At 54.5% G+C, this 22,656-nt stretch carries 16 protein-coding genes and 1 tRNA gene; 13 read left to right on the top strand and 4 right to left on the bottom strand.

Features of this window, described 5'->3' with window-relative positions; all coding sequences use genetic code 11:
* Nucleotides 1–15 precede the first annotated feature (15 nt).
* The 3 genes from ACGYLY_RS20170 to ACGYLY_RS20160 all read left to right on the top strand — a co-directional run bounded on the left by ACGYLY_RS20170 (nt 16) and on the right by ACGYLY_RS20160 (nt 4,099).
* On the top strand, nt 16–267 hold the full coding sequence (locus ACGYLY_RS20170; RefSeq protein ID WP_395284740.1) for an acetyl-CoA carboxylase: 252 nt from the start codon (nt 16–18) through the stop codon (nt 265–267).
* Nucleotides 268–1,378: 1,111 nt separating this feature from the next.
* The gene (locus tag ACGYLY_RS20165; RefSeq protein WP_395284741.1) at nt 1,379–2,215 is read left to right on the top strand and encodes an NAD-dependent epimerase/dehydratase family protein; all 837 of its coding nucleotides are present in this window, start codon (nt 1,379–1,381) and stop codon (nt 2,213–2,215) included.
* A gap of 621 nt (nt 2,216–2,836) precedes the next feature.
* A complete protein-coding gene (locus ACGYLY_RS20160; protein ID WP_395284742.1) occupies nt 2,837–4,099 on the top strand; it encodes a Cdc6/Cdc18 family protein in 1,263 nt (420 codons plus the stop codon).
* A gap of 192 nt (nt 4,100–4,291) precedes the next feature.
* Here the strand turns inward: ACGYLY_RS20160 and ACGYLY_RS20155 are convergent, their stop codons facing one another.
* The 3 genes from ACGYLY_RS20155 to ACGYLY_RS20145 all read right to left on the bottom strand — a co-directional run bounded on the left by ACGYLY_RS20155 (nt 4,292) and on the right by ACGYLY_RS20145 (nt 8,846).
* The gene (locus ACGYLY_RS20155) at nt 4,292–4,684 is read right to left on the bottom strand and encodes a hypothetical protein (RefSeq protein WP_395284743.1); all 393 of its coding nucleotides are present in this window, start codon (nt 4,682–4,684) and stop codon (nt 4,292–4,294) included.
* Nucleotides 4,681–5,562: a ParA family protein gene (locus ACGYLY_RS20150; protein WP_395284744.1), complete on the bottom strand. Its 882-nt coding sequence runs from the start codon at nt 5,560–5,562 to the stop codon at nt 4,681–4,683. The genes ACGYLY_RS20155 and ACGYLY_RS20150 overlap by 4 nt, the downstream gene beginning before the upstream one ends.
* A gap of 2,402 nt (nt 5,563–7,964) precedes the next feature.
* Nucleotides 7,965–8,846, bottom strand: a complete 882-nt coding sequence (locus tag ACGYLY_RS20145; protein ID WP_395284745.1) for a fumarylacetoacetate hydrolase family protein — start codon at nt 8,844–8,846, stop codon at nt 7,965–7,967.
* Between the two features lie 563 nt (nt 8,847–9,409).
* Between ACGYLY_RS20145 and ACGYLY_RS20140 the strand changes: the two genes are divergently transcribed.
* From ACGYLY_RS20140 to ACGYLY_RS20110, 7 genes are all read left to right on the top strand, one after another.
* A complete protein-coding gene (locus tag ACGYLY_RS20140; RefSeq protein ID WP_395284746.1) occupies nt 9,410–10,903 on the top strand; it encodes an alpha-N-arabinofuranosidase in 1,494 nt (497 codons plus the stop codon).
* Nucleotides 10,904–11,065: 162 nt separating this feature from the next.
* Nucleotides 11,066–12,205, top strand: a complete 1,140-nt coding sequence (locus ACGYLY_RS20135) for an ABC transporter ATP-binding protein (RefSeq protein WP_395284747.1) — start codon at nt 11,066–11,068, stop codon at nt 12,203–12,205.
* Between the two features lie 156 nt (nt 12,206–12,361).
* A complete protein-coding gene (locus tag ACGYLY_RS20130; RefSeq protein WP_395284748.1) occupies nt 12,362–13,690 on the top strand; it encodes an extracellular solute-binding protein in 1,329 nt (442 codons plus the stop codon).
* Nucleotides 13,680–14,603, top strand: a complete 924-nt coding sequence (locus ACGYLY_RS20125) for a carbohydrate ABC transporter permease (RefSeq protein ID WP_395284749.1) — start codon at nt 13,680–13,682, stop codon at nt 14,601–14,603. The genes ACGYLY_RS20130 and ACGYLY_RS20125 overlap by 11 nt, the downstream gene beginning before the upstream one ends.
* Entirely contained in the window at nt 14,600–15,460 is an 861-nt protein-coding gene (locus ACGYLY_RS20120; RefSeq protein ID WP_231187388.1) for a carbohydrate ABC transporter permease, read from the top strand. The genes ACGYLY_RS20125 and ACGYLY_RS20120 overlap by 4 nt, the downstream gene beginning before the upstream one ends.
* Entirely contained in the window at nt 15,457–16,122 is a 666-nt protein-coding gene (locus ACGYLY_RS20115) for a hypothetical protein (RefSeq protein WP_395284750.1), read from the top strand. The genes ACGYLY_RS20120 and ACGYLY_RS20115 overlap by 4 nt, the downstream gene beginning before the upstream one ends.
* A gap of 27 nt (nt 16,123–16,149) precedes the next feature.
* Complete coding sequence (locus tag ACGYLY_RS20110) at nt 16,150–17,871, top strand: glycoside hydrolase family 2 protein (RefSeq protein ID WP_395284751.1); 1,722 nt, start codon at nt 16,150–16,152, stop codon at nt 17,869–17,871.
* Between the two features lie 323 nt (nt 17,872–18,194).
* Here the strand turns inward: ACGYLY_RS20110 and ACGYLY_RS20105 are convergent, their stop codons facing one another.
* Nucleotides 18,195–19,163, bottom strand: coding sequence for a nucleoside hydrolase (locus ACGYLY_RS20105; protein WP_395284752.1), 969 nt, complete (start codon nt 19,161–19,163; stop codon nt 18,195–18,197).
* A gap of 954 nt (nt 19,164–20,117) precedes the next feature.
* Between ACGYLY_RS20105 and ACGYLY_RS20100 the strand changes: the two genes are divergently transcribed.
* From ACGYLY_RS20100 to ACGYLY_RS20090, 3 genes are all read left to right on the top strand, one after another.
* Nucleotides 20,118–21,125, top strand: coding sequence for an NAD-dependent epimerase/dehydratase family protein (locus ACGYLY_RS20100; protein ID WP_395284753.1), 1,008 nt, complete (start codon nt 20,118–20,120; stop codon nt 21,123–21,125).
* A 153-nt stretch (nt 21,126–21,278) separates the two neighbouring features.
* Complete coding sequence (locus ACGYLY_RS20095) at nt 21,279–22,256, top strand: alpha/beta hydrolase (protein ID WP_395284754.1); 978 nt, start codon at nt 21,279–21,281, stop codon at nt 22,254–22,256.
* Between the two features lie 68 nt (nt 22,257–22,324).
* Nucleotides 22,325–22,452: transfer RNA gene (locus tag ACGYLY_RS20090), tRNA-Thr, on the top strand.
* Nucleotides 22,453–22,656: the final 204 nt, after the last annotated feature.

Genomic DNA, 22,656 nt, shown 5'->3' with positions numbered 1-22,656 from the left:
AATGGAGCGTGGATCATGACTGAAAAAATCACGATGCAATCCCCGATGCCCGGCGTGTTTTACCGCCGGCCGGACCCGGACGAAGAACTGTTCGCCACGGAGGGAGATTCCGTCGAAGCAGGGGATGTTATTGGTCTCGTCGGTGTGATGAAGAACTTCCACGACATCACGGCTGAACAGTCGGGAACGATCACCCAGTATTTCGTGGACAACGAATCGGAAGTCGATGCGGGAGAGGAGTTGGTCGAAATCGAGATTAGCGAGTGAGAGATACGATCATTCGATAGTTCATTAGCCGCCGGATTGTCAGTTCCGGGTACATGATTGGAAAGCACGGTCCGCTGTCGAAGCAACCATATTGTTCGTCACGTTGTGTAGTGTGACGACGTAGTGATGCTCAGCGGGGTTCTCGTGGATCTCGTTAGTCATCTCGACTAGTCTGGTGAATTTGATCGAAAACCAAACTGGTCGGCCTGAGTGTGCATCTCTGTCACTTGGTCGATATCGACGGCGAAACCAACCAGTGTCAGCACAAGTAGCAAGTTCCGAATCGGTATGAACCGGCTGTTTGGAGTCTACTTCAGCGAACTACGGGTAGGAGTCTGCTTTCGTACTGTCGAACTCGTCTCATACCCGGCCAGACTCACCCCAGCGATGAACGCAACCACGGCCCCTGCCCCCATCGCTGGCCAGCGAGACAGACCGGTTGCAAGCGATATTTGAAGCGTCATTTGTGCGAGTACGATTCCCGCAACGATGATGAACATTCGGGTCGTCGATCGATCCATCGACGTATCCGGGTGTAGATGCTCTAATCGTGTCATAGTTCGTTGATTGTATGATACGGATGGTTCAACCATATCCCGTGGCCACGTAGTGAAAGTGAAACTACCGCTTGGGAAGTTGCGCATCAGTTGCATCGGGGAACTGGTACAGACGTTTTTGAGAGACTGGTCAAAACTCATTTTTTGAAATCAGTCCTAGCCCGAAATGGTCGAGGTTCACTCGACCGCTACCGATCGAACCAGAGTCAGAACGGTTGACGTCCTTCGATTCGGTAGTTCGCTGCAAACCACCTTCACCATCGGTTTGGTGACCACCACACCACTACCGCAGCATCACGAATTCCGGCCTATACGTGGGCATGACCCGGTTTCATGCTTGCGAAGTAGACCTCCCTGGGTCGGGATTTTTGCCACCACTGCTCGAGAGATAACACACGAATGCTAGCTATTAGTCCGTCTGGATATTGTCCATTCGATAATGGAGAATACTGCCTCAATTGCCAGAATATATGTAAATGAACCCAATATTTAATTTAGTTGGATCTACTCTTGATTAAAGGAAAAGCTAAGTAGAAATCCGTACAGTAGTCAATATGAACGTATTAATCACCGGCGCAGGGGGTATCGTCGGGACGGCTATCACAGACCATCTCGGAGACGACGACCGCTATGAGTTCACGTTACTTGATATCGAATCCGTTGATGGCCCGGGTGAGGCCGTCCGCGCCGACGTACGGGATTACGAGGAACTCCGACCACATTTCGATGGGCAGGATGCCGTTGTCCATCTGGCGCTGATTCCGGGGACAGGTGGGGCTAGTTCCCGTGAGTTGGGTTGGTCACAGTCACTGGCAGATAATCTAGAGGGGATCAACAACGTCTATGAAGCGGCTGTCGACGCCGGCCTCGACACTCTCATCTTTGCGTCCTCGAACCACGCGGTCGGGATGGTAGAAGTTCGAAACGCTCCGGAAGTATATCATAGACAAGGTATCACTGCCGGTCACGACGAGCCCCACCGACCGGACTCCCGGTATGGGGTAACTAAGAGCTACGGCGAGGATCTTGGCCGGTTGGCCGCGGAGGCTCACGACATTCAGTTTTACGGGTTACGTATCGGTGCTTGTCGGGGTCCGGAGTACGATCATCCGTACGGTGACGCCGAACGGGGCGTTGAAAACGGGGACTTCGAGCGTGGGAGCGATGAATACGAAGAACAGGTTGCCCGGATGAAAGGACTGTGGCAATCGAGGAGGGATTTGGCACGACTGGTCGAGTGTTGTCTTCAGGACGACTCGGTGGAGTGGGATCATTTCTACGGAGTGAGCAACAATCAACGTAGATGGCTCGATGATCTCGAATATGCCCACGAGACCATCGGGTATGCTCCCCAAGATAACGGTGAGGAGTGGGACGGGCCACCCGAGTAGTCGCGATGGTTCATAAGCCTACTCACAGCGGAAGGAAAAAACTCGAAGTCGGAGGTCAGCTCATCACCACGGTAAGAGAAATACATGAGGCAGTGGAAGGTCATTTCTACAGGGGTTGAGAGTACGTTCGACGGATCCATACACCCCTCGTTTTCAGTGAAACGAGTGTCGATTCCTCACAGTATGGAAGTTGAATATCTCCCACTAGAGAGACCCCTCATTTTCAGTGAAAATAGAACTGCTAGTTGAACTTCAACTACTCTACCACCGAACCTCAACTACTCTACTAGTTTAACTAGTAAGTATAGTAAGTATCTATGGGTAGAGGAGATTTATACGGGAAATATTGGAGCTCGAAAATCGACTGCATTCACCGTATTTTTCACTGAAAACGTGGTGTCTGACGATGCGGTTACTATCGCCCTTTTAAGTTAGCGTATTCTCATCGAATCGAGTAGCCACTCGCTCTGCTAATTTCACTGAAAGCGAGGGGTGTCTCTCGTCACTTTTAGACCACTGGTTGTCTATACTCATACGCTCTCGATACCCGTTCTACTCTTTTCACTGAAAACAGGGGGAGCGGTAGAACTAAGATGTTCCTTCTTGAAACGCTGTAATAACATGCCAAATGATCCTATCCCCACGCCGGATCCAGAAGATCTCACTGACGATCCTCTTACCAAGCGTAATGACTCTATTTTCGCGCGCCGTGAACTTCTCCGAATTGGCCATGTTCCTGACAGCGACCGTATCGTCGGTCGTGATGCTGAAATCAAAGATATAGAAGAGTTGCTCCAACCCGGTGTTTTTGGTGATCCACCGGGAAATGCGATCGTATACGGAAAGACAGGGTCCGGTAAATCGCTCGTCTCCCGACACGTTACGGGACGTGTTCGAGCGATCGCCCAAACTAACGACGTCTCTCTCATTTCTGCCTATATCGATTGTGATCAAGCAAACACCATTACTCGCGTCGCTCGATCTCTTTCCCAACAGGCTGAATATCAATCTACTCGCTCACTCGGTATTCCAGATAAGGGGATCGGATCGAGCGAGTACATGGATTACCTCTATACGCTCCTCGACGACGCTGATGTCCTCATTGCCATCATCGACGAGATCGACAAACTGGGTGACGATGAAATCTTATTCAAACTCTCTAGAGCCGAAGAGAGTGGTAAAACGGGTTGCTATATCGGCGTCGTTGCGATTAGCAACAAGATCGAGTATTACGAAAATCTCGACGAGCGTGTGAAGTCCAGTTTTCAAGACGACGAACTCGTTTTTCATCCATATGACGCCGGTCAAATTCGTGAAATTCTGAGTAAACGGCGAGATGCATTCCAACCGGATGTTCTCGAAGAGGGTGTTATCCCACGCGTAGCAGCGCTCGCCGCGCGTGAGCATGGTGACGCACGGAAAGCGATTGAGATCCTTTCGAGCGCAGGAAAGCTGGCGGCTCGAAATGGGGACTCCGGTGTGACGGAAGAGCATGTCGATGCAGCACAGGACTATGCGGAAATGTCTCGATTCCAAGAGCTAATTCGGGGATCAACTCCCCATTCGAAATATGTCCTGTTTGCACTCGCCTATCTCCAGAAATCCTCTCTGAAGCAAGCCTTTAGCACAGGCGAGATTTACCGTGTGTACGAAGATGTCTGTACGAGTGAAGGAACTGATCCCCTCAGTCATCAGCGGGTACTGGAATTATTGAAGGAATGGGCCTTTAGTGATGTCACTGAAAATCGGCATACTGGCGGTGGAAAGAGTGAAGGAAGCTACCGGGAACACTCTCTCTTGCGCGACTCGGATATGGTGCTCGATACTGTATTCGAACAGCCAAAAACCAAACAGAATATCGTCTCGGATCTTCAAAACAGCTGATCGGAAGTTGAACGTTCGATGATCTCGTTGATTATCTCTATCAACGACTCATATGATCCATGCTAGCTGTCGTTAGTATTCAATACTAACTTGAGAAATTTACGCTCTTCAAATGAGCATTGCCGAGGAATACGATATTGTCCGCTTGCAATGTGGACTGTGGAAGTGTATAGTGGCAACTTCGGCTTGCGTCTACTCTTCGTCGATACCGCGTGCGTCAAGGATTAACTGCGCCATCTCTTCGGGATTATCCGCCGCTAATCGAACCATCGCATCGTGCACCTCACGGCTCGTGTGGTTTCGAACGCCTGCATCCCGCAATTGTCGCGTCATCTCTAGATCACGTGCATCCTCAAACGCCTGCCAGGAATCTTCTCGTGTGTAGATACTCCGTCGTAGATCCGGTGAAAATTCGAATGCAGGCGTTTTTCGTGGATCTTTCACCTCCTTCGATGTTTGCGATTCGTTCGATGTTTGAGACTCGTCAGATTCGTGGGATTCGTTCGAATCGGACGAGCTGCTCGCAGTTGGTGTCTTCTCTGTTTCCTCGTTGATCGCATTTTCGAGATCGTCAAACGCCGTCATTCGTGCACTACCTCCCCATGCTCGACGATTTGAGCGAGTTCGTCGTAGGCTTCGAGCTGGTCGCAGGTCTCATCATACTCTCGGAGTGGAACACCTTCATCGTGCGCACGATCGATCGCCGCTCGGTGTCGAATCCCCGGCAGATTCCCGTTTTGTTTCCCTTGGTCGATCGCTTCCCAATCATCATCGGTTATTCGTGCATAGTTCGGTACGAGCTTCGATACACCATCCCGATTGTTAATTTCCTTGAGGAGTGAACGGTCGCGCGTGTCTTGGTCGATACGATCTTGTAAGTCTGTAGGTGTGATTGCGAGGATGTTCAACTCGAAGTACTGCCGTGCTTCTTGCACGAGTCGTTGAACGGTGCTCGAAAGTCCGCTTTCGTATCCGCTCTCTGCACGAAGGGGGATGATAATGTTCCCTGTTGCGTACATGGCGTTGTCGTTCAACTTCCCGCGATTTGCTGGACAGTCGACCACGATGTAGTCGTACTCGTGACCGAGCAGTGGAGTGATGAGATTCTCCTTTAGTCGTGTCGTTCCCATTGTTGCCTCCTTTAGGCCACCCTGGACGTCTTCGAGTTGTACGTGGGCAGGGAAAATATCGAGTCCATGCGTAACTGTTTGAATGTATCGGGTTGGTTCCTCACCGTCGATGAGAACGGCCTCGGCGTGATTCTCTTCGGCACTGTACTGCTCTGTGAATCCGAGGTTTTGGCTCATGTGGCCGTTGTCGTCGAGGTCGACAACGAGAGCTGAGCTGTTTCGATGAGCTAACTCACGAGCGAGGTTAATCGCCGTCGTTGTTTTCCCGAACCCGCCTTTGAGTACGCCGACAGAAACGGCGCGCGGTTCTCCGTTGTTGTGTTCCTCTTCCATGATTGATCCTGCACTCTGCGAACTTCACGAATTATGGGATTCGTACGAATCGCAGACATCCTCCGAATCTCGAAGTTCGTAAACCTCGCGAGCGCCTCTGCTCCAATTGTCTCACGATGATTGTATAAACGTTACGAGCGAACTGTACGAATCGTACGAATCGTACGAATCATTCGAATCTTACGAATCGCAAGAATCGTGAAGCTCGATCGAACCTCAAACAGTGTGCGAAGTTTACCGTACGTGACGCGCTTTCGTCGGTCAAAGGGCTAAAAAACAAATCGGAAATAACGTACTCTACGATTCCCCGCGAATCGTGAACATCCTGAGAATCTTGAAGTTCGCAAACCTCGAATACGCCAATACTCCAATTAATTCTCCGACTTCTCTAGCTGTCGTGTGCGAACTACACGAATCACAGGAATCGCAAACATCGCACGAACTTCTAACATCGCAAACGACGTTGTACCAAAACTCATCCTGGAAATGTAGCGGTAACGCAGAGGCATCGTCCAAATAGATACTAATCCGCAAGTAGCGATAGTTGTGCCACAACGGTGTCCGTCCACATGTCCTGTTCCTGCTGTACCACTCCGTGGATTCTGCGAGTGGTTGAGCGACGTGGAGATATTTGACGCCACCATTGGAAACGACCCAGGATACCGAGTGACTGACTTCTGTTCGTAAAATGGTTGCAGTTGCTTCCCGATCTACTCTGATCACGGTCAAGAATTCAGCGATTGGCTGTACGGCCGAGCGAGTACAGCCATCTATATACTATATGGCGCTATATTGTTTCCACAGGTCCTGGCTCTCACAAACGAGATTCACTGTCGGTGGGAGTCCGCATTACTAATTTTGTATCAAGTTCGTCCTGCGATGCCACCGATTCCGACAATACTGCTGCTATAATTGTCATTAGGATCGGTGGCGATGTCGAGTTGGATGTGTTCTTTGTCTCCTTATCGGCTACTCCCATGTCCATTCATCGATTCCTTCAAGGCTTTCTGGGATATAGAATCGGTACCCTACTGAGGAATTACCGACTATAGGAATGTCAGGTTATGTATCTGAATACTACTGTCGAATATACCTCTGTTTACACAATCAACCAACGGCTGGACGAATGATTCTCTGTCTTACATTTCCGTTGTGCTTTTCAGCAGCATTTCACGTGAGGTGGTGGGGTTGAACTCAGTATTCACGTCCGTACTGTGATTCGTTTGCGCTGATTACCTCCGTATCGCTGGCAGTCGTCAGGATGTGCATTTTTCAATTCTCTTCTGCACTGAAAAACCAGACGAGAAATCGGCTTATCGACTAATTATCTTTATTGTTTGTGATATTATTGAACACTACCGGACTATGTCCCATATCGAGGGTCGATTTATTCAAAGTCAATCATTCCTGAGATGGAGAACGGGATATTTGGGATCTCATAAGTCAGTGAATAGATCCTACGTGTCATGTAGTTCTGATTCAGATAAGAATTACATTGCTAACGATGTAATGTACATTCGTTATTCGACCCGATCTTGCAGAGTTCACTTGAAGTCGTATTCGAGTATCGTCGACAATATTATAGTACTTCTCTATCATTTTCTATAATAGAGAATTATAATGGTTGGGAGATTTTGCCATGAATACTCCGATCATACGTTAAAACGCCCGATTTCAGCCATATTCATCCGCTACAACGATAGAACGCCTTCCCAGTGCAGTCGTTTCGGATGCACATAACCGATATCGATCCGTTATCGGCGAATCGCTGACTGCCACTCTATATCTCTAGTCCGCAATCTTCTGTGCTGACCGGTCACAGACTTTATCGTCTAATTCGGATAACTCAGATGTGATTCGTGACCAATGAAAGCGATCACTAGCGCCTTTACCGGAACTGGTTCGGACCCCGAGACGTAAAACGACCAAGGACTCGCGATGACGTACCGCCACGCCAGCGCGTACGAGCAAGCAGAAGTGGACCTTGTCGCCTGCGCGGGCATCGGACCGAAGGCCGACGACACGCAGGAACTGATGGGTGATTACGCGTACGCTGCCCACTATCCAGAGGCGGCGGTCGAACTCGAGGGGACGACGCCGCTCGACGCCATCCGGACGCGTGGCGAAGAGCAAGGTTTCGACGTTGACACATCCCAGCTTGCATTTTACGACCGCGATATGAACCTCGCGGTCGGGTCGGGACCGTACGAACTCCGCGTCGGTCGTTCGGCGAACGGCATCGTTGATTCGGCGGAGTTCGAGGTAACCGCGACGAAAGACGCGCCAGCGAACGGTCGAACGTACTTCTCGAAGACACGAACTACGCCCGTCGAGTACAAAGATACTGTGATCCGGGCGGCTTCTCGCGGACGGAATGGGACTGCGACAAACCTTTCACCCGTTCAGACGGTGACCGTACCGTTGACGAGTTGGCCGATGTCGTCGATGTCGATAATGACATCATCGCCCTCGCTCAGGGTGAATGACTCGGGTGGAACGAGGGCAGTCCCCGTGAGCAGAACTACCGTCTCGGGGAGACTGTTGTGACGTTCGAGATACGAGACGAGTTCCTCGCATGTGGTCGCCATCTCGCTCGTGGATGTCGAGTCCTCATACATTGTCTCGCCGTTGCGTTCGATGGTCAACGACATTTCGAGGTCGTGTGGGTTTCCGACCGTTTCCTCGCTCGCAACACATGGTCCGATGGAACAACAGCGGTCGTACACCTTCGCTTGCGGGAGGAACAGCGGATTTTCCCCCTCGATGTCGCGGCTGGAAACGTCGTTGCCGATGGTATATCCGACGATGTTACCGTGGTGAAGAACGACTCCGAGTTCCGGTTCAGGGACGTTCCACTCCGAATCGCCCCGTACGCCGATGTCCTCCGAGGGACCGACCGTTCGCGACGGGGTCGATTTCAGGAACAGTTCTGGGCGTTCGCTGTCGTACACGTCGATATACACCTCGGGTTTCCCGCTCTCCGCTTTGCGCGCCTCCTCGCTGATTTGATACGTGACGCCGGCCGCCCATACTTCGTCGGCGATGACGGGTTGGAGGACATCCTCACCGAGGGTGTGGGGGTCGATATGATCGGCGTCGTTGAGGCGTTTTCGGGCGACGGCGTCGATGGTTTCGTTACTCGCGTTTGCCGCCCGAGCGAGGGCCGTAAACGACCCGAGATCGGGTGACGCTGAACGCAAGTCGTATGCGGTTCCGTCGGCATCCAATGCAACGAGCGAACTCATCGCTGAACGCTCTCCACCGGGGAGTCGGTAATAGCGCATACTGAACGATTGCCGGATAGTGTTAAAAGAGTATCGTCGTGAAAAATAAACCGGCTGATGGTTTCGCCCCTTTCGGTCGAGATGTGTGTCGGACGGTGTATCCGATATCGTCGGATCAAATACTCCCCAAAGTCGCCTGATCATTACAAGGTTAGGACTGTAACCAAATCGCTAGCGAGTGCCCGCCTTCTCCCCCTTTTATCCATTATCTTCAAGAATGTACGGATCCGATATTGTCGAATTCCAACTGTCGATGGTTACTACGAGGGTGTATTAAACGTGGAGATCCCTTTTTTCATCGCGTGTCCGTATACCCTCGTTATTCGTCAACGTATTTGGAAGATTCGGCGAATTCACTCCGACTACGTCGGAACGACGTATTCTCTTTTCTCGATCCGCGGGTAGTCAGTACCCGGTCGATTGCTGTAACAGAGATGGCTGGTATCGAGTTCAGTTGGTGCTCTCGAGTGAAACGAATCGCCAGTCCCGCATACGGTGACAGGTATCATATCGGTCAATAACCGGTTAATTTATGCTCGGTCCAAGAAATATCATCGAAGTGTATGACAGACGCTCGCGTCACAGTTCACACTGCGGCGGTTATCGACCGTATCGCGCCCGAGCTCCACGGCCACTTCTCCGAACACCTCGGACGGTGTATCTACGACGGAATCTGGCACGGCGAAGCCGATGAGGAGATCGGCTTCCGGGAGGATGTCGTCTCCTTGCTTTCCGATCTCGAAATACCCGTGCTTCGGTGGCCGGGCGGTTGTTTCGCCGACGACTACCACTGGGAGGACGGCATCGGTCCGCGAGAGGACCGTCCTCGCCGTCGAAATCTCTTCTGGGCGCAGGACACGGGCGAGCGCCCCGAGGAGTCCAACGCGTTCGGAACTGACGAGTTCCTCGAACTCTGTGAACACATCGACACGGAACCGTATCTCGCCGCGAACGTGGGCTCAGGAGATCCTCAGGAGGCGGTAGATTGGGTCGAATACTGTAACTACGACGGTGATACCGAACTCGCCGACCGGAGACGCGAAAACGGGCACGAAGAATCGTACGGCGTGCGGTACTGGGGACTCGGGAACGAGAACTGGGGCTGTGGTGGACAGATGACGCCCGAACAGTACGCTCGGGAGTACCGTCGATACGCTACTTACGTCGGCAGTATGGACAAACTGATGCTCGACCACGACCTCGATCTCATCGCGTGTGGGTTCGAGAACCACGATTGGAACCGCCGATTCATGGAGGAAATCGGTAGCAGCAGTTGGGGTGTCGAGTTTCCCCTCGACCATCTCACGCTCCACCACTACTACGGACGCTCCTTTTCCGTCTCCGAGGCCGACGAGGACCAGTACGACCGGTTTCTCGCCGAAGCCCTCGAAATCGAGGACCACATCGAGCGCATTGCAGCGGCCATCAACGCGGTTGCGACCACCCGCGACATCGGCGTCATCATCGACGAATGGGGCTCGTGGCATCCCGAATCGGTCCCCGAAAGCGGACTCGAACAGCCCGGAACCGTCCTCGACGCGTTGTCGGCCGCCGCGGTTCTCGACGTGTTCAACGAGAACAGCGACGTCATGACGATGGCGAACATCGCCCAGACGGTCAACGTCCTCCAGTGTCTCGTCGAAACGGACGGCGACGATGCGTGGGCGCGGCCGACGTACCGTGTCTTCGATCTCTATGCCAACCACAAAGGGAACGAAGCTGTCCGGACGTCTGTCGATGCGCCGTCGCGAGACCTCGCTGAAACCAACCTCCCGCTTGTCAAAGCGTCCGCGTCGACGGACGACGATGGGGTCTTCATCACCGTCACGAACCTCGACTGTCGGGAGGCGCGCTCCGTCGAAATCGCCCTCGAAGGGATCCAAGACCCGAACTGGGTTGACGCCGAAGTCCTGTTCGCAGAACACAACCCAAAGGCGGAGGTCACCGTGGACAACGCCGACGAGTTCGAGGCGACGGACCTCGACGTTTCGGTCGAAGACGGCGTCCTGACGGCGGAACTGGCGGCGTCTACGGTTGCCGGGTTCTCCGTTCGATAATCCGCTCTCCGCGGGAACGCTCGACATCCCGCTCATCGCTCGTAGGCCGCCGTTTCACAGCTTTCGAAGTATATTTCATAGAAAAGAAACATCGTGCAAACAACTAATTGATTTGATTGTTTAGGAAAGGTATATACATTATAGACGATGAAGTTGCTATCTATGAGCGGGATACGTCTCGATGGCGTGAAGAAACAGTACGATGGCGGCATCGTCGCGGTGGACGGCTTCGACCTCGATATCCAAGACGGGGAGTTCATCACCATCGTCGGTCCGTCGGGGTCCGGAAAATCGACCGTCCTCCGAATGATCGCCGGATTGGAGAGCATCACGGACGGTTCGATCTCCATCGGTGGCCGGCAGATTAACGACGTGAAACCGCAAGACCGCGACATCGCGATGGTGTTCCAGAACTACGCGCTCTACCCCCACATGAGTGTCGAGAAGAACATGTCCTATGGATTGAAACTCAACTCCGACAAGGCAGACGAAGCGATAGAAAATCGCGTGCGGGAAGCGGCGGAGATGATGGGAATAGAGGACCAGTTGGACAAGAAACCCAGCGAACTTTCCGGCGGGCAACAACAGCGCGTGGCGACCGGTCGTGCCATCGTCCGCGACCCGGCAGCATTCCTGATGGACGAACCGCTGTCGAACCTCGACGCGAAGCTTCGGTCGCACATGCGGACCGAACTGCAACGGATTCAGGAGGAACTCGAGACGACTACCGTTTACGTCACACACGATCAGGAAGAGGCGATGACGATGAGCGATCGGGTCGTCATCCTGAACCACGGTGAGGTACAACAGGTCGGAACGCCAAGAGAGGTGTTCACCGAACCGAAAAATACGTTCGTCGCCGAGTTCATCGGCAGCCCCTCCATGAACTTCTTCGACGTCCGCTTGGAGGATTCGACCCTCGTCGGCCGCGACGTCACCTATTCCGTCTCCCGTCCTCTCGCCGAACGAATTCTCGAACGAAGCACGAGCGACGACCTCATACTCGGCATCCGCCCCGAACACATGACGTTCGCCGAGACGACTCACGACAACGGAATCGACGCAGTTCTGGAAGTACGCGAACCCGTCGGCGATGACAACTACCTCTACCTACGAAGCGGGGACACCGAGTTCACGATGCGCGTTCTGGGGCAAGTGGAGCACGAGGAAGGCGATACGTTACAGGTTTCTTTCGACGAATCGGATATACACGTCTTCGACAGAGCGACGGGTGAGAACGTTTTCGTCTATCAGGACGTCGTCAGCACCGCCCCCACCAGCGATACAAGGCAGGACGCGTAAGTTCGACGGTGAATACAGGACGGGTCCGTTTCTGGAGTCCGGTCCCGAACCGGCCAGTGGAATCCATCGCATCAGACCCGGGGGTTGCTTTAGGGCCTCAATATAATATATAATCAAACAAAATTTTTAAAACAGTTCCCCTCGCTACTTATTATCATGGCATCAACGGAGGGACCGAACAGTGCACTAACGAGGCGGCAACTCCTCGGCGGTGTCGGCGCCACGAGCACCCTGGGGCTGGCCGGTTGTAGTTCCCGAAACCTGATTCTGGGGAACTCGGCCAGCACCGCCAGAACGACGGTTCAGTTCTGGACGCTGTTCGGAGGCGGCGACGGGGCGACGATGAAATCCATCGTGGACCGGTTCAACGATGAACAACCGTTGGGAGACGTCCGAATAGACCGCCAGCGGATTCCGTGGGATGATTACTACACGAAATTGTACACCGCGCTCGTCGCCGATAAAGGGCCGGACATCGCGATAATGCATCAGGCGTTGATGGGTCGATTTCAACGGATGCTCGTGCCGTACAATCGATACCTGAGCGAAAGCGCCGCGGACAAATACGTGCCGACGCTGTGGGAACGCATGCAGTTTGACGGTGACCAGTTGTCCCTTCCGCTTGACGCACATCCGGTCGGAATCTACTACAACCGCTCGTTGTTCGAGAAGGCTGGCCTCGACCCCGACTCACCGCCGAAGAACTTCCAAGAGTTCAAACGGGCGTGCGACACGATCACGAAGAAGACCGACGCACACGCGTTCGCACCGACCCCGTATCTCGACCCCATCGGTATGCTCCGAACGTTCGTCGCGTTCGACAAACAGCGCGGCGGTGAACTGTTCAACGACGACATGACCAAAGTGACCTTCGACGACGAGGCCGGAATGGGAACCGCTCAACTGCTCCACGATATAACCGGAAAGTACGGGTGGGACATCCCGAACGCCTCGGAAAACAGAGCCGACATCGCGTTTCAGGACGATAAGCTAGCGATGACGATGAACGGGACGTGGTACGCGTCCGTATTGGAATCCATCGACGGATTCGACTGGAGCATGTTCAAACCGTTCGTCGCCCCTGGAAAGAAACGGGGCTTCACGGAATCGGGAAGCCACACGGTCATCCTCCCTCGAAACCCCCGTCGAGACGAAAAGAAGACGCGCGTCGCAGTCAAGGTCGCCGAGTGGATAACGCAGAAGAACCCGATATGGGGAACGCGGGCCGGGCACTTACCGGCCGCGACAGATGCTTTGAACTCGGATGCACTTCGAAACTCGCCGCTGTGGCCGAAATCGCTGTCCACATTCTTCGAGATGGCCAGCGACGACCAGTTCGCCTACCTACCCCGGACGCCGTTCAACGTCAACAACTCGTCGACGTGGAACTTCTTCCCGGATATTTACGCGCACAACACCTCGCCCAACCAGGGCATGAAACGCGGCGTGAACTCCATCCAACGACTGATCAACGATGTCAATTAAAGACAAATTCGGACGCGGACGGCGGAACCGGTTGCGAGAAAACCTCAAACGGCGAGAGACGGTCGACGGCATCCTGTTTTCCCTCCCGTATCTCGCCTTCTTTTGTCTATTCCTTTTGTACCCCCTGTTGGAAGGGTTGTACATGAGCCTCTTCGAGTGGGATCCGCTCTTTCCGTCGCGGTCGCGGTTCGTCGGCCTCGGGAACTACGCTGCGATGTTTCAGGACCCGGCGTTCTGGAACGCGCTGTGGAACACGGTGTACTTCGTCGTCCTCACCGTTCCGACCATGGTCGTCCTGAGTCTGGCGCTGGCGCTCGGTGTGAACAGGAAGGTGTTCGGTCGGCGATACCTGCGGACGATCTACTTCAGTCCGTACATCCTCACCGTCTCCATCGTCGGAATCGTATGGTCGCTGTTCCTCGCCACCGGGTTCGGCCCTGTCAACTACTACCTCGGGTTCGTCATGGACAGCCCGCCCGATTGGCTCGGCTCCCCGACGTTGGCGATGCCGATACTCGCCCTCGTCACCGATTGGTGGCTCCTCGGGTTCAACTTCGTCATCCTGCTGGCCGCGCGGCAGAACGTTCCCGAGCGACTGTACGAGGCGGCCAAACTCGACGGTGCGGGAACGTGGCGCGCCTTTCGGGACATCACGCTCCCACAGATGCGAAACGCCATCGCGTTCGTCGTCATCATTCAGTTCATACAGCAGTTCCAAGTGTTCGGTCAACCCTACGTGATGACCAACGGTGGACCCAATAACGTGACGACGACGTTGGTCTTCTACCTCTACAACGCGGCCTTCAGCCAACAGCGGTTCGGATACGCCGCGGCGATAGGTTACCTCCTGTTCGCCATCCTCGTCGGCGTCTCGTACGTCAACTATCGGTACATCGGAAGTGATTCAGCATGAGCAACTCGAACGTCGGTCTGACGAGCCGTATAGATTCCAGCATAACACTACGTACCGTCGCGGTTCACGCCGGATTGTACGGCGTCGCGTTCCTGTTCCTGCTGCCGTACATCTACATGATATCGCTATCGATCCAACCGGAACGATTTGCTATCAGTTCGACGCCCCACCTCATCCCGCCGGAGATCACGTTCGCCAACTACACCGAACTGCTCGATAGCTCGCTGATAATCCCGTGGGTCATCAACACCTTCATCGTCGCCACCGTCGCGACGGTACTCGTCCTCATCGTCGATTCGATGATCGCGTTCTCGCTCACACGGTTGGACTGGCCCGGTCAATCGCTGCTGCTGAGCGTTATCGTCGCCAGTTTCCTCGTCCCGTTCTACGTGAATCTGGTTCCCTTGTTCACCATCGTGGCGGATTTGGGGCTCGTCAGCAGTTTGCTCGGCGTGATACTTCCCGCGGTGGCGAATCCGCTCGGGGTTTTTCTCCTCTATCAGTTCTTCCGTGATATCCCCGACGAGTACGACGAAGCCGCCCGGTTGGACGGGTTCTCGAACTTCCAGATTTACACCCGTATCATCCTCCCGATTTCGAAGCCGATACTGTCCGCACTGGCCATTTTCGTCTTCGTGTTCAACTGGAACCAGTTCGTGTGGCCGGTGGTCGTGCTTCAGAGCCAGAGTTCGTTTACCCTCCCGCTCGGTCTGGTCGTGCTCCGCGATACCTTCACGTTCCAACCGGGCCTCACCATGGCTTCAGGAGTCATCGCCGCGCTCCCGCTTTTCATCCTCTTCCTGTTGCTACAGGACCGAATCATCGAGGCGGTACAGTTCCAGGGGATGACCGGATGACAGCACCGCGAAAAAGCGCCGGTAGATATCGACGCTCGCTCCGGCGAACCGCCGGGTTTGTCTACCGACACAGCACGTGGCTCGTCGTGATCAGCGTTTGTTGGGTCCTCGCCTCACTCCCAGTCGTCACATCCGGGATCGCTACGCTCGGTGCATTCTCGGCGATCCGGTCACTACGAAACGACGACCGACCGCGGTGGGATACCGTCAGCGAATCGCTCCGCCGTCACGGATTCAACGTGACGGTGATGAGTTTTGTTCCGATGCTCCTCGCCGTGATGACGGTGCTGTATGCCGTGCAGTACGTCGAAACAGGGGGGATTCAGTACCTCCTCCTGTCGATTGCGGGTGTGTATCTGGCTACATTCCTCCTGCTCGTATCGTTGACGACCGTCGGCCGCCTCTCCGACGGCGACGGGTTCGTCGAGTCGGTCAGTGCAGGCTACGGGTGGGTCGTACGCAATCCGATGCTCTCGGTATCGAGTGCGTTGACGATGGCCGGTATCGTTCTCGTGGGCGTCGTCTCCATTGTCGGACTCGTCATCATCGTCCCGGCCGTGGTGTTCAGTTTGCATTTGGAAGTCACCGACGACCTTACGCCGTCCGTTCGTGATGACAGCCGTCCAGTCGACGTAACGTTCGTCGCCGGGAACAACGATTAAATCGCGATACTGCGTGTATAGAAATCGATGACTGATTCAACACCACGCCCGGAGTATCCGCGCCCACAACTGCGACGCGATTCGTGGCACAATCTGAACGGTGAATGGGAATTCGAAATCGACCACGGAGCGAGCGGCCGTGCCCGAGACCTTCCGGATGCCGAATCGCTGGGCGAGACGATCACAGTCCCGTTCCCACCCGAAAGCGAACTCTCGGGCGTCGAACACACCGACTTCATGGACGCTGTGTGGTACCGACGGGAATTCGACGTCCCCCAACGATTCCTCGACGGACAATTGCACCTGCGGTTCGGTGCAGTCGATTACGAGTCGGAGGTTTGGGTCAACGGAACGTCCGTCGGGACACACCGTGGCGGCTACACTCCCTTCGCATTCGACGTCACCGATGCCGTCGAACCGGGGACGAACGTCGTGACGATCTGTGCCGAGGACGACGTTCGATCGACGCTCCAACCGGCAGGCAAACAAAGCCAAGAGTACGATTCACACGGGCCGAAGTACACGCGTGTAACGGGAATTTGGCAGACGGTGTGGCTAGAACCAGTTCCCGAGACGTACGTAGAGAACCTACGATTTCAACCCGATCCGGAGAACGATACGCTCCACGCGGAAGTCGAATTGAGCGGCGCGGTTCAAAGGGGAACCCTCACCGCCACTGCGACGTTCGATGACGAACCAATCGGCGAGACGACGGTGATGACGGATGGCACCTACGCTGCATTCACGCTCCCGATCGACGAGACACACCTCTGGACTCCCGAAAACCCGAACCTCTACGACCTGGCTGTCGAACTCGCGGTGGGTGGAGAACCCATCGATACTGTCGAGAGTTACTTCGGCCTCCGGTCGGTGACGCTCGGCGATAACTGCGTCTACCTCAACGGGAAACCGGTGTTCCAACGATTGGTACTCGACCAAGGATACTATCCCGACGGGGTTTACACCGCGCCTTCGGACGCCGCACTCCGGGAGGATATCGAGCGCTCACTGGAACTCGGATTCAACGGTGCTCGACTTCACGAGAAGGTGTTCGAACCACGCTACCTCTACCACGCCGACCGATTGGGATATCTGGTCTGGGACGAACACGCGAACTGGGGAATGGACCACGGCCGCACCGAGACGCTGGGACCGTTTCTCCAGGAATGGCTGGAGGTGATCCAACGCGATTACAACCACCCGGCGCTCGTCGGGTGGACGCCGTTCAACGAAACCCAATCGCATCAGGATGACGACCTCATTCGGACTGTGTACCGGACGACGAAGCGATTGGACCCCACGCGACCGGTCATCGACACGAGTGGTTGGTATCACGTCGAAACCGACCTCGTGGACGCTCACGACTACGAACAGGATCTAGAAACCTTCCATGAAACCTACGGGAAAATCGAGGGGGCGGTCGAGCCAACCGGCCATAGTCACACCGAGTGGAGCGAGGAATTGAGTTACGTGAGCGAATACGGCGGTATCTGGTGGAACCCCGAGGCCGAGGACGGGTGGGGATACGGCGATCGTCCCGAGGACGAGGCGGAGTTCTTCGCCCGCTATCGGGGGATGACCGAGACGCTACTCGAAAACGAGGCCATGTGGGCGTTCTGTTACACGCAGCTCTACGACGTGGAGCAGGAGACGAACGGGCTATACACCTACGACCGGGAACCGAAGTTCGACCCCGAGCGACTTCGCGAAATCAACGAGCAGGTTGCGGCCTTCGAACGCAAGTCGTAGCTCCATCCAGCTTTCATCCGTCGTTGGAACGTCGCTCCCCCTGATTTGACGGGAGTGTATCCGAGACTCGATTGGACGTCCGTCATTCCAGTAGAACGGACCTCTAAGGGTGACGGTTGTGACTATATTCTTCCTACCGAGAACAGCCATCTGGCGTAGCATGCACCAGTCGTCTACGGTTCGATGTCTATCGACGGGATTCGCTTCTCGAAGGGTGATACGCAGCGTCGTTCCAATACCGAAACCATCACGTCTGGATCGTTCGCTACGAACGGAGTGGATTCTCATATCGTTCCCCCACGCTGAAGGCCGAGTTGATCCGGTTACAGGGATGCTTTTGGCGACGATTCGAACAGCATGTCCTCGAACATCCGGTGAAACGTGGCGGTATCGATCGATTCGATCACAGTTGTCCTGGCCGCGCCATCCGTGACGTCGTCCTCGTCCACTAACGTGTATCCGCGAGTCAGCCCTTCTCGCTCGTCGACGTCGACGTGGTAGGTAGCGGCCGATTCGATGAGATCCGGTTCGATGAGCGTTGCCATCAGGCCCGCGTCCGGTTGCGTCGTCATGTCCCGCCCCTGTGACTCCTCGTTAAACTCGCGGACGGGTGTGGTTATCTCTGTAAAGAACGATGCAAGTTCGGTGTCGGGACCATCGTCTATTTCGGTCAGCAGGTCGGCATCGAATACGGTGTCTCGGACGGTGACACCCCAATCGAAGAGCACGACATCCAGATCGCGGATGACTCGCTTAGCGGCGTCAGGGTCGACCCAGAAGTTGAACTCCGCGGCGGGAGTGACGTTCCCGAGGCAGTTGACGTTTCCACCCATCACCCACACTTCGTCGAGTAATTCGTTCAGGTTCGGTTCTTTTTGGAGTGCGAGGGCGACGTTCGTCAGCGGCGCAATACAGGCGAGCGTGATTTCTCCCGGATTCTCCCGTGCCATCTCGACGATGTAGTCCGCACCGTGGCGGTCGCCGGAGGGGATTCCGGTATCCGGGAATAGGTCGCCGCCGAGTCCACCTTCCCCGTGAACGTAATCGGCGTACTCGTGCGTCTTCACAAGCGGCGATCGTGCACCTTCATAGACGGTAACGTCTTCGGCGATGTCTACCATGTCCAGCGTGTACTTGGCATTTTCCACCATGTATTCGAATTCGACGTTTCCGGTACAGATGGTCACGCCTTCGATTTCGATGTCGTTGCTGGTTGCCGCGAGGAGAAGTGCTTGCGTGTCGTCGCCCGCCGTATCGGTATCGATAATCACCCGCCGCGTGTCTTCGTTCATGAAAACGAGTACGGGCAGCTATTTCAAGAAAGTTCTGACCCGGTTCGTCTCGGCCAACGACACGATATTCGCAACCGAATCGTGAGACCAGTGGAAAAATACTGCCGACAGGAATCGGCCTTGGTGCCTGTGATTCGTGATTTGTCACTTTACAAGTCGTTAGTTCGTTGCAATCATGGGATGAGCGACGGCCCGATACTTCAGGACTCGATTATTGCTCGACAGTGCCTCCTGCTCATCGGGAGATAGGGCACCAAAATCACAGTAGATCACTAATATAAGATCATACTCATTTTCATAATCAGTGTCTAGATAGTTATTGGGGAAGCAATCGATATAAACGCCTTTTCCTGTCGCTATCTTTCTCGCCCGAATTATAAAAATACTGGGAAATCAATCCCAAAGCCATTATCACTGAAGAGAGCGAGATTTTCGGTATAGAGACCAGGATGACGACCCAAATCTAGTGTTTTTGCGTTGTCCAACTCTAGTTGTTCCGATATCCTCTCGATTGTCGTGTCGATCTGTTTTCCGTTCTTCTTGCCAGCGATTTCGGGATACAGATGATACTCGATCCGCTGATCAGATATACAACAATATATCAACATAACTGCTATTCCTTTTCGAATGATTCTGGTTTTTCACAACTACGTTGATATTTGAATGAGGATGGATGCAGTTGTCTCCCATCTATCTGGGGTTTTAGTATTCTGTGCTGATTTGGGTAGTATGAAAAACCTTTGAAGGAAGAGCTATCGGAATCCCTGCTCGTGCTCGGCCACCGCATCGAGAATCCGGCCGATGATATCCACGGTGTCCACGTGCTAATTATCAATGACGAGCGCACCGACTGTACATCTAGCACCTTGGATGTGACATGCGGATCGCGCAGACAAGAGCCGAATCAGTCCGGTATCCAAATTCTTTTCGTGAGGACTAGCGATTGCGCTAACCATGCGAGTCACTATCATCGGAGCCACCGGACATATCGGCACCTACCTGGTGCCGCGACTGGTGCGGGCCGGCCACGAAGTCGTCGCAGTCAGCCGGGGAGAGCGTGATCCTTACCAAGACGATAGCGCGTGGGCCGACGTCGAATCAGTCGAGCTTGACCGCGAAAACGCCGAGGAACGCGGCGAGTTCGGCGAGGCGATCGCGGCCACCGACCCGGATGCCGTTGTCGACCTGATCTGTTTTGAACCGGAGAGCGCCGAAGCGCTCGTCGCGTCGTTACGTGGGGAAGTCCAACACCTGCTGCACTGTGGGACGGTCTGGGTCCACGGTCCCAGCGACGTCGTTCCCACGATCGAGGACGCCCCGCGCACGCGCCGGCCGCTCGGTGAGTACGGACGAAAGAAAGCCGAGATCGAGGCGTACCTGCTTGATGAGGCGCGCCGGAACGATTTCCCGGCGACCGTCCTCCACCCCGGACACATCGTGGGTCCCGGCTGGGAGCCCGTCAATCCGGCGGGCAACTTCGACACTGACGTGTTCTCGCGACTCGCGCGAGGTGAAGAAGTCGCGCTCCCTAACTTCGGGCTCGAAACCGTCCATCACGTCCACGCCGATGACGTCGCACAGGGCTTCCAGCGTGCCCTAGAGAACTGGTCAGCGGCCGTTGGCGAAAGCTTCCACGTCGTCTCGCCGAGGGCGCTCACCCTCAGGGGCTACGCCGAGGCCGTCGCCGGGTGGTTCGGACGAAATGCCGACCTCACGTACCTGCCGTTCGACGAATGGGCCGACCGATCTGAATACAGCGGAGAAGACGTCGAGATGACCGAGGAACACATCCGCTATAGCCCGAACGTGAGCATCGAGAAGGCACGCGAGAAACTCGGATACGAACCGCGATACACCTCGCTCGAAGCGACTCGTGAGGCGGTCGAGGCCCTGATCGAGGCCGGCGAAGTCGCTTCGAGCGAAGCAGCGGGAAGCACAGTCACAAGGGAGACTACCGAGTAAATAGCGACTTTTCGGAAGGGATTCGTCAACACACCAGCGTCCGAATCACGCAATAGAAGAACGCTATCCCGCTTGCACACTACGTAACGAGTAAAATGCTGACGAACACGAGCGTAAGAGATAATTTGTAGCACGGGCACTGATACGTACAATATGGCAGAACTTGATCCACAAGCAAAAGCTGTCCTCGAACGCGTCGATGAGAGCGTCCTTCCGTCTACACCGGGACTCTCTGTCGAAAGCGGGCGCACATCCCTCGAAGAGTTCTTTACTACGGAGGAAATCGAACCGGTCGGAACGATCAGCGAGTTCAGTGTTCCCGGTCCTGCGTCTGATATTCCACTACGAGTCTACGTCCCCGATAGCGACGGTCCTCATCCTGCACTGCTGTATTATCACGGTGGGGGATGGGTGCGTGGGTCGCTCGACACACATGATAACGTCTGTCGAACACTTTGCAATAGTGCCGATTGCATCGTCGTTTCGGTCGATTACCGGCGCGCTCCCGAATCACCGTTCCCAGCTGCGGTCGAGGATGCCTACGCAGCCGCAAAATGGGTCATGCACCACGGCGCAGAAATCGGCGTCGATACCGATCATATCGCAGTCGGAGGTGATAGCGCCGGAGGGCAACTCACTGCATCCGTGACATTACTTGCACGAGACGAAGGCGCTGGTTTTATAGGTGGTTCTGGAAATCCAGATACAGGGCTCGAACTCGACCACCAAGTGCTCATTTATCCTGCTGTCGCGTCTCCACTCGTACACACCTTCGACAGTTACGAGGAAAACGGTCACGGTTACTTTCTCGAACACGAGAGTATGCAGTGGTACTACGACCAGTACCTGTCCCATTTCACCGACGCTCGCAACGAGTATGCAGCACCACTGCTTGCCGACGACTTTACCGAGTTGCCATCTGCAACGGTCCTTACATGTGGATTTGATCCACTCCACGACGAAGGCGTAGCATACGCTGACCGATTAGAAACCGCTGGAGTTTCCGTTATGCATCGTGAATACGAGCGTCAAATTCATGGCTTCATCAATTTAATCGACGACATTGACGCCGCATCAGACGCACTTGCAGCGATTGCATCGGACTTACGAGATTCATTTGCATCCAGATAGCCAATATGGGGTCGCTATCGGTACTGATAAAAACAACACGTTTGTAGGATGCCTACAGGTATCGAATTGGGTGTGTAGTTCAGTCTGGCAGAACGCACGGTGTGTGCTCAGTAGTGGGAAAACGTGAAACCATGGTAGTACCCAAGCGACGTATCGTAGAACCGGGCAGCCCGGGGTTCAAATCCTCGCACACCCACTCTGTCCCCATTAACCCGCCATCAAGACAGCAATTAAGTAATTACAGCCAGCCAATCACTAGCCAATAATTATTATGAATTGTGTCTCGAACCCTCTACTCTGGAGGAACGAAAATGGTCACGTTTGAATCGCCGATCAAGCAGTACCAGACGTCGGCGACAGGTGAACTTCTCTATAAATGTGTTCTCTGTGGTGAAATAAC

This window comes from Haladaptatus sp. CMAA 1909, from assembly GCF_043952005.1.
In the GTDB taxonomy this organism is placed as follows: domain Archaea; phylum Halobacteriota; class Halobacteria; order Halobacteriales; family Haladaptataceae; genus Haladaptatus.
This window is presented reverse-complemented; position numbering and strand designations above follow the sequence as displayed.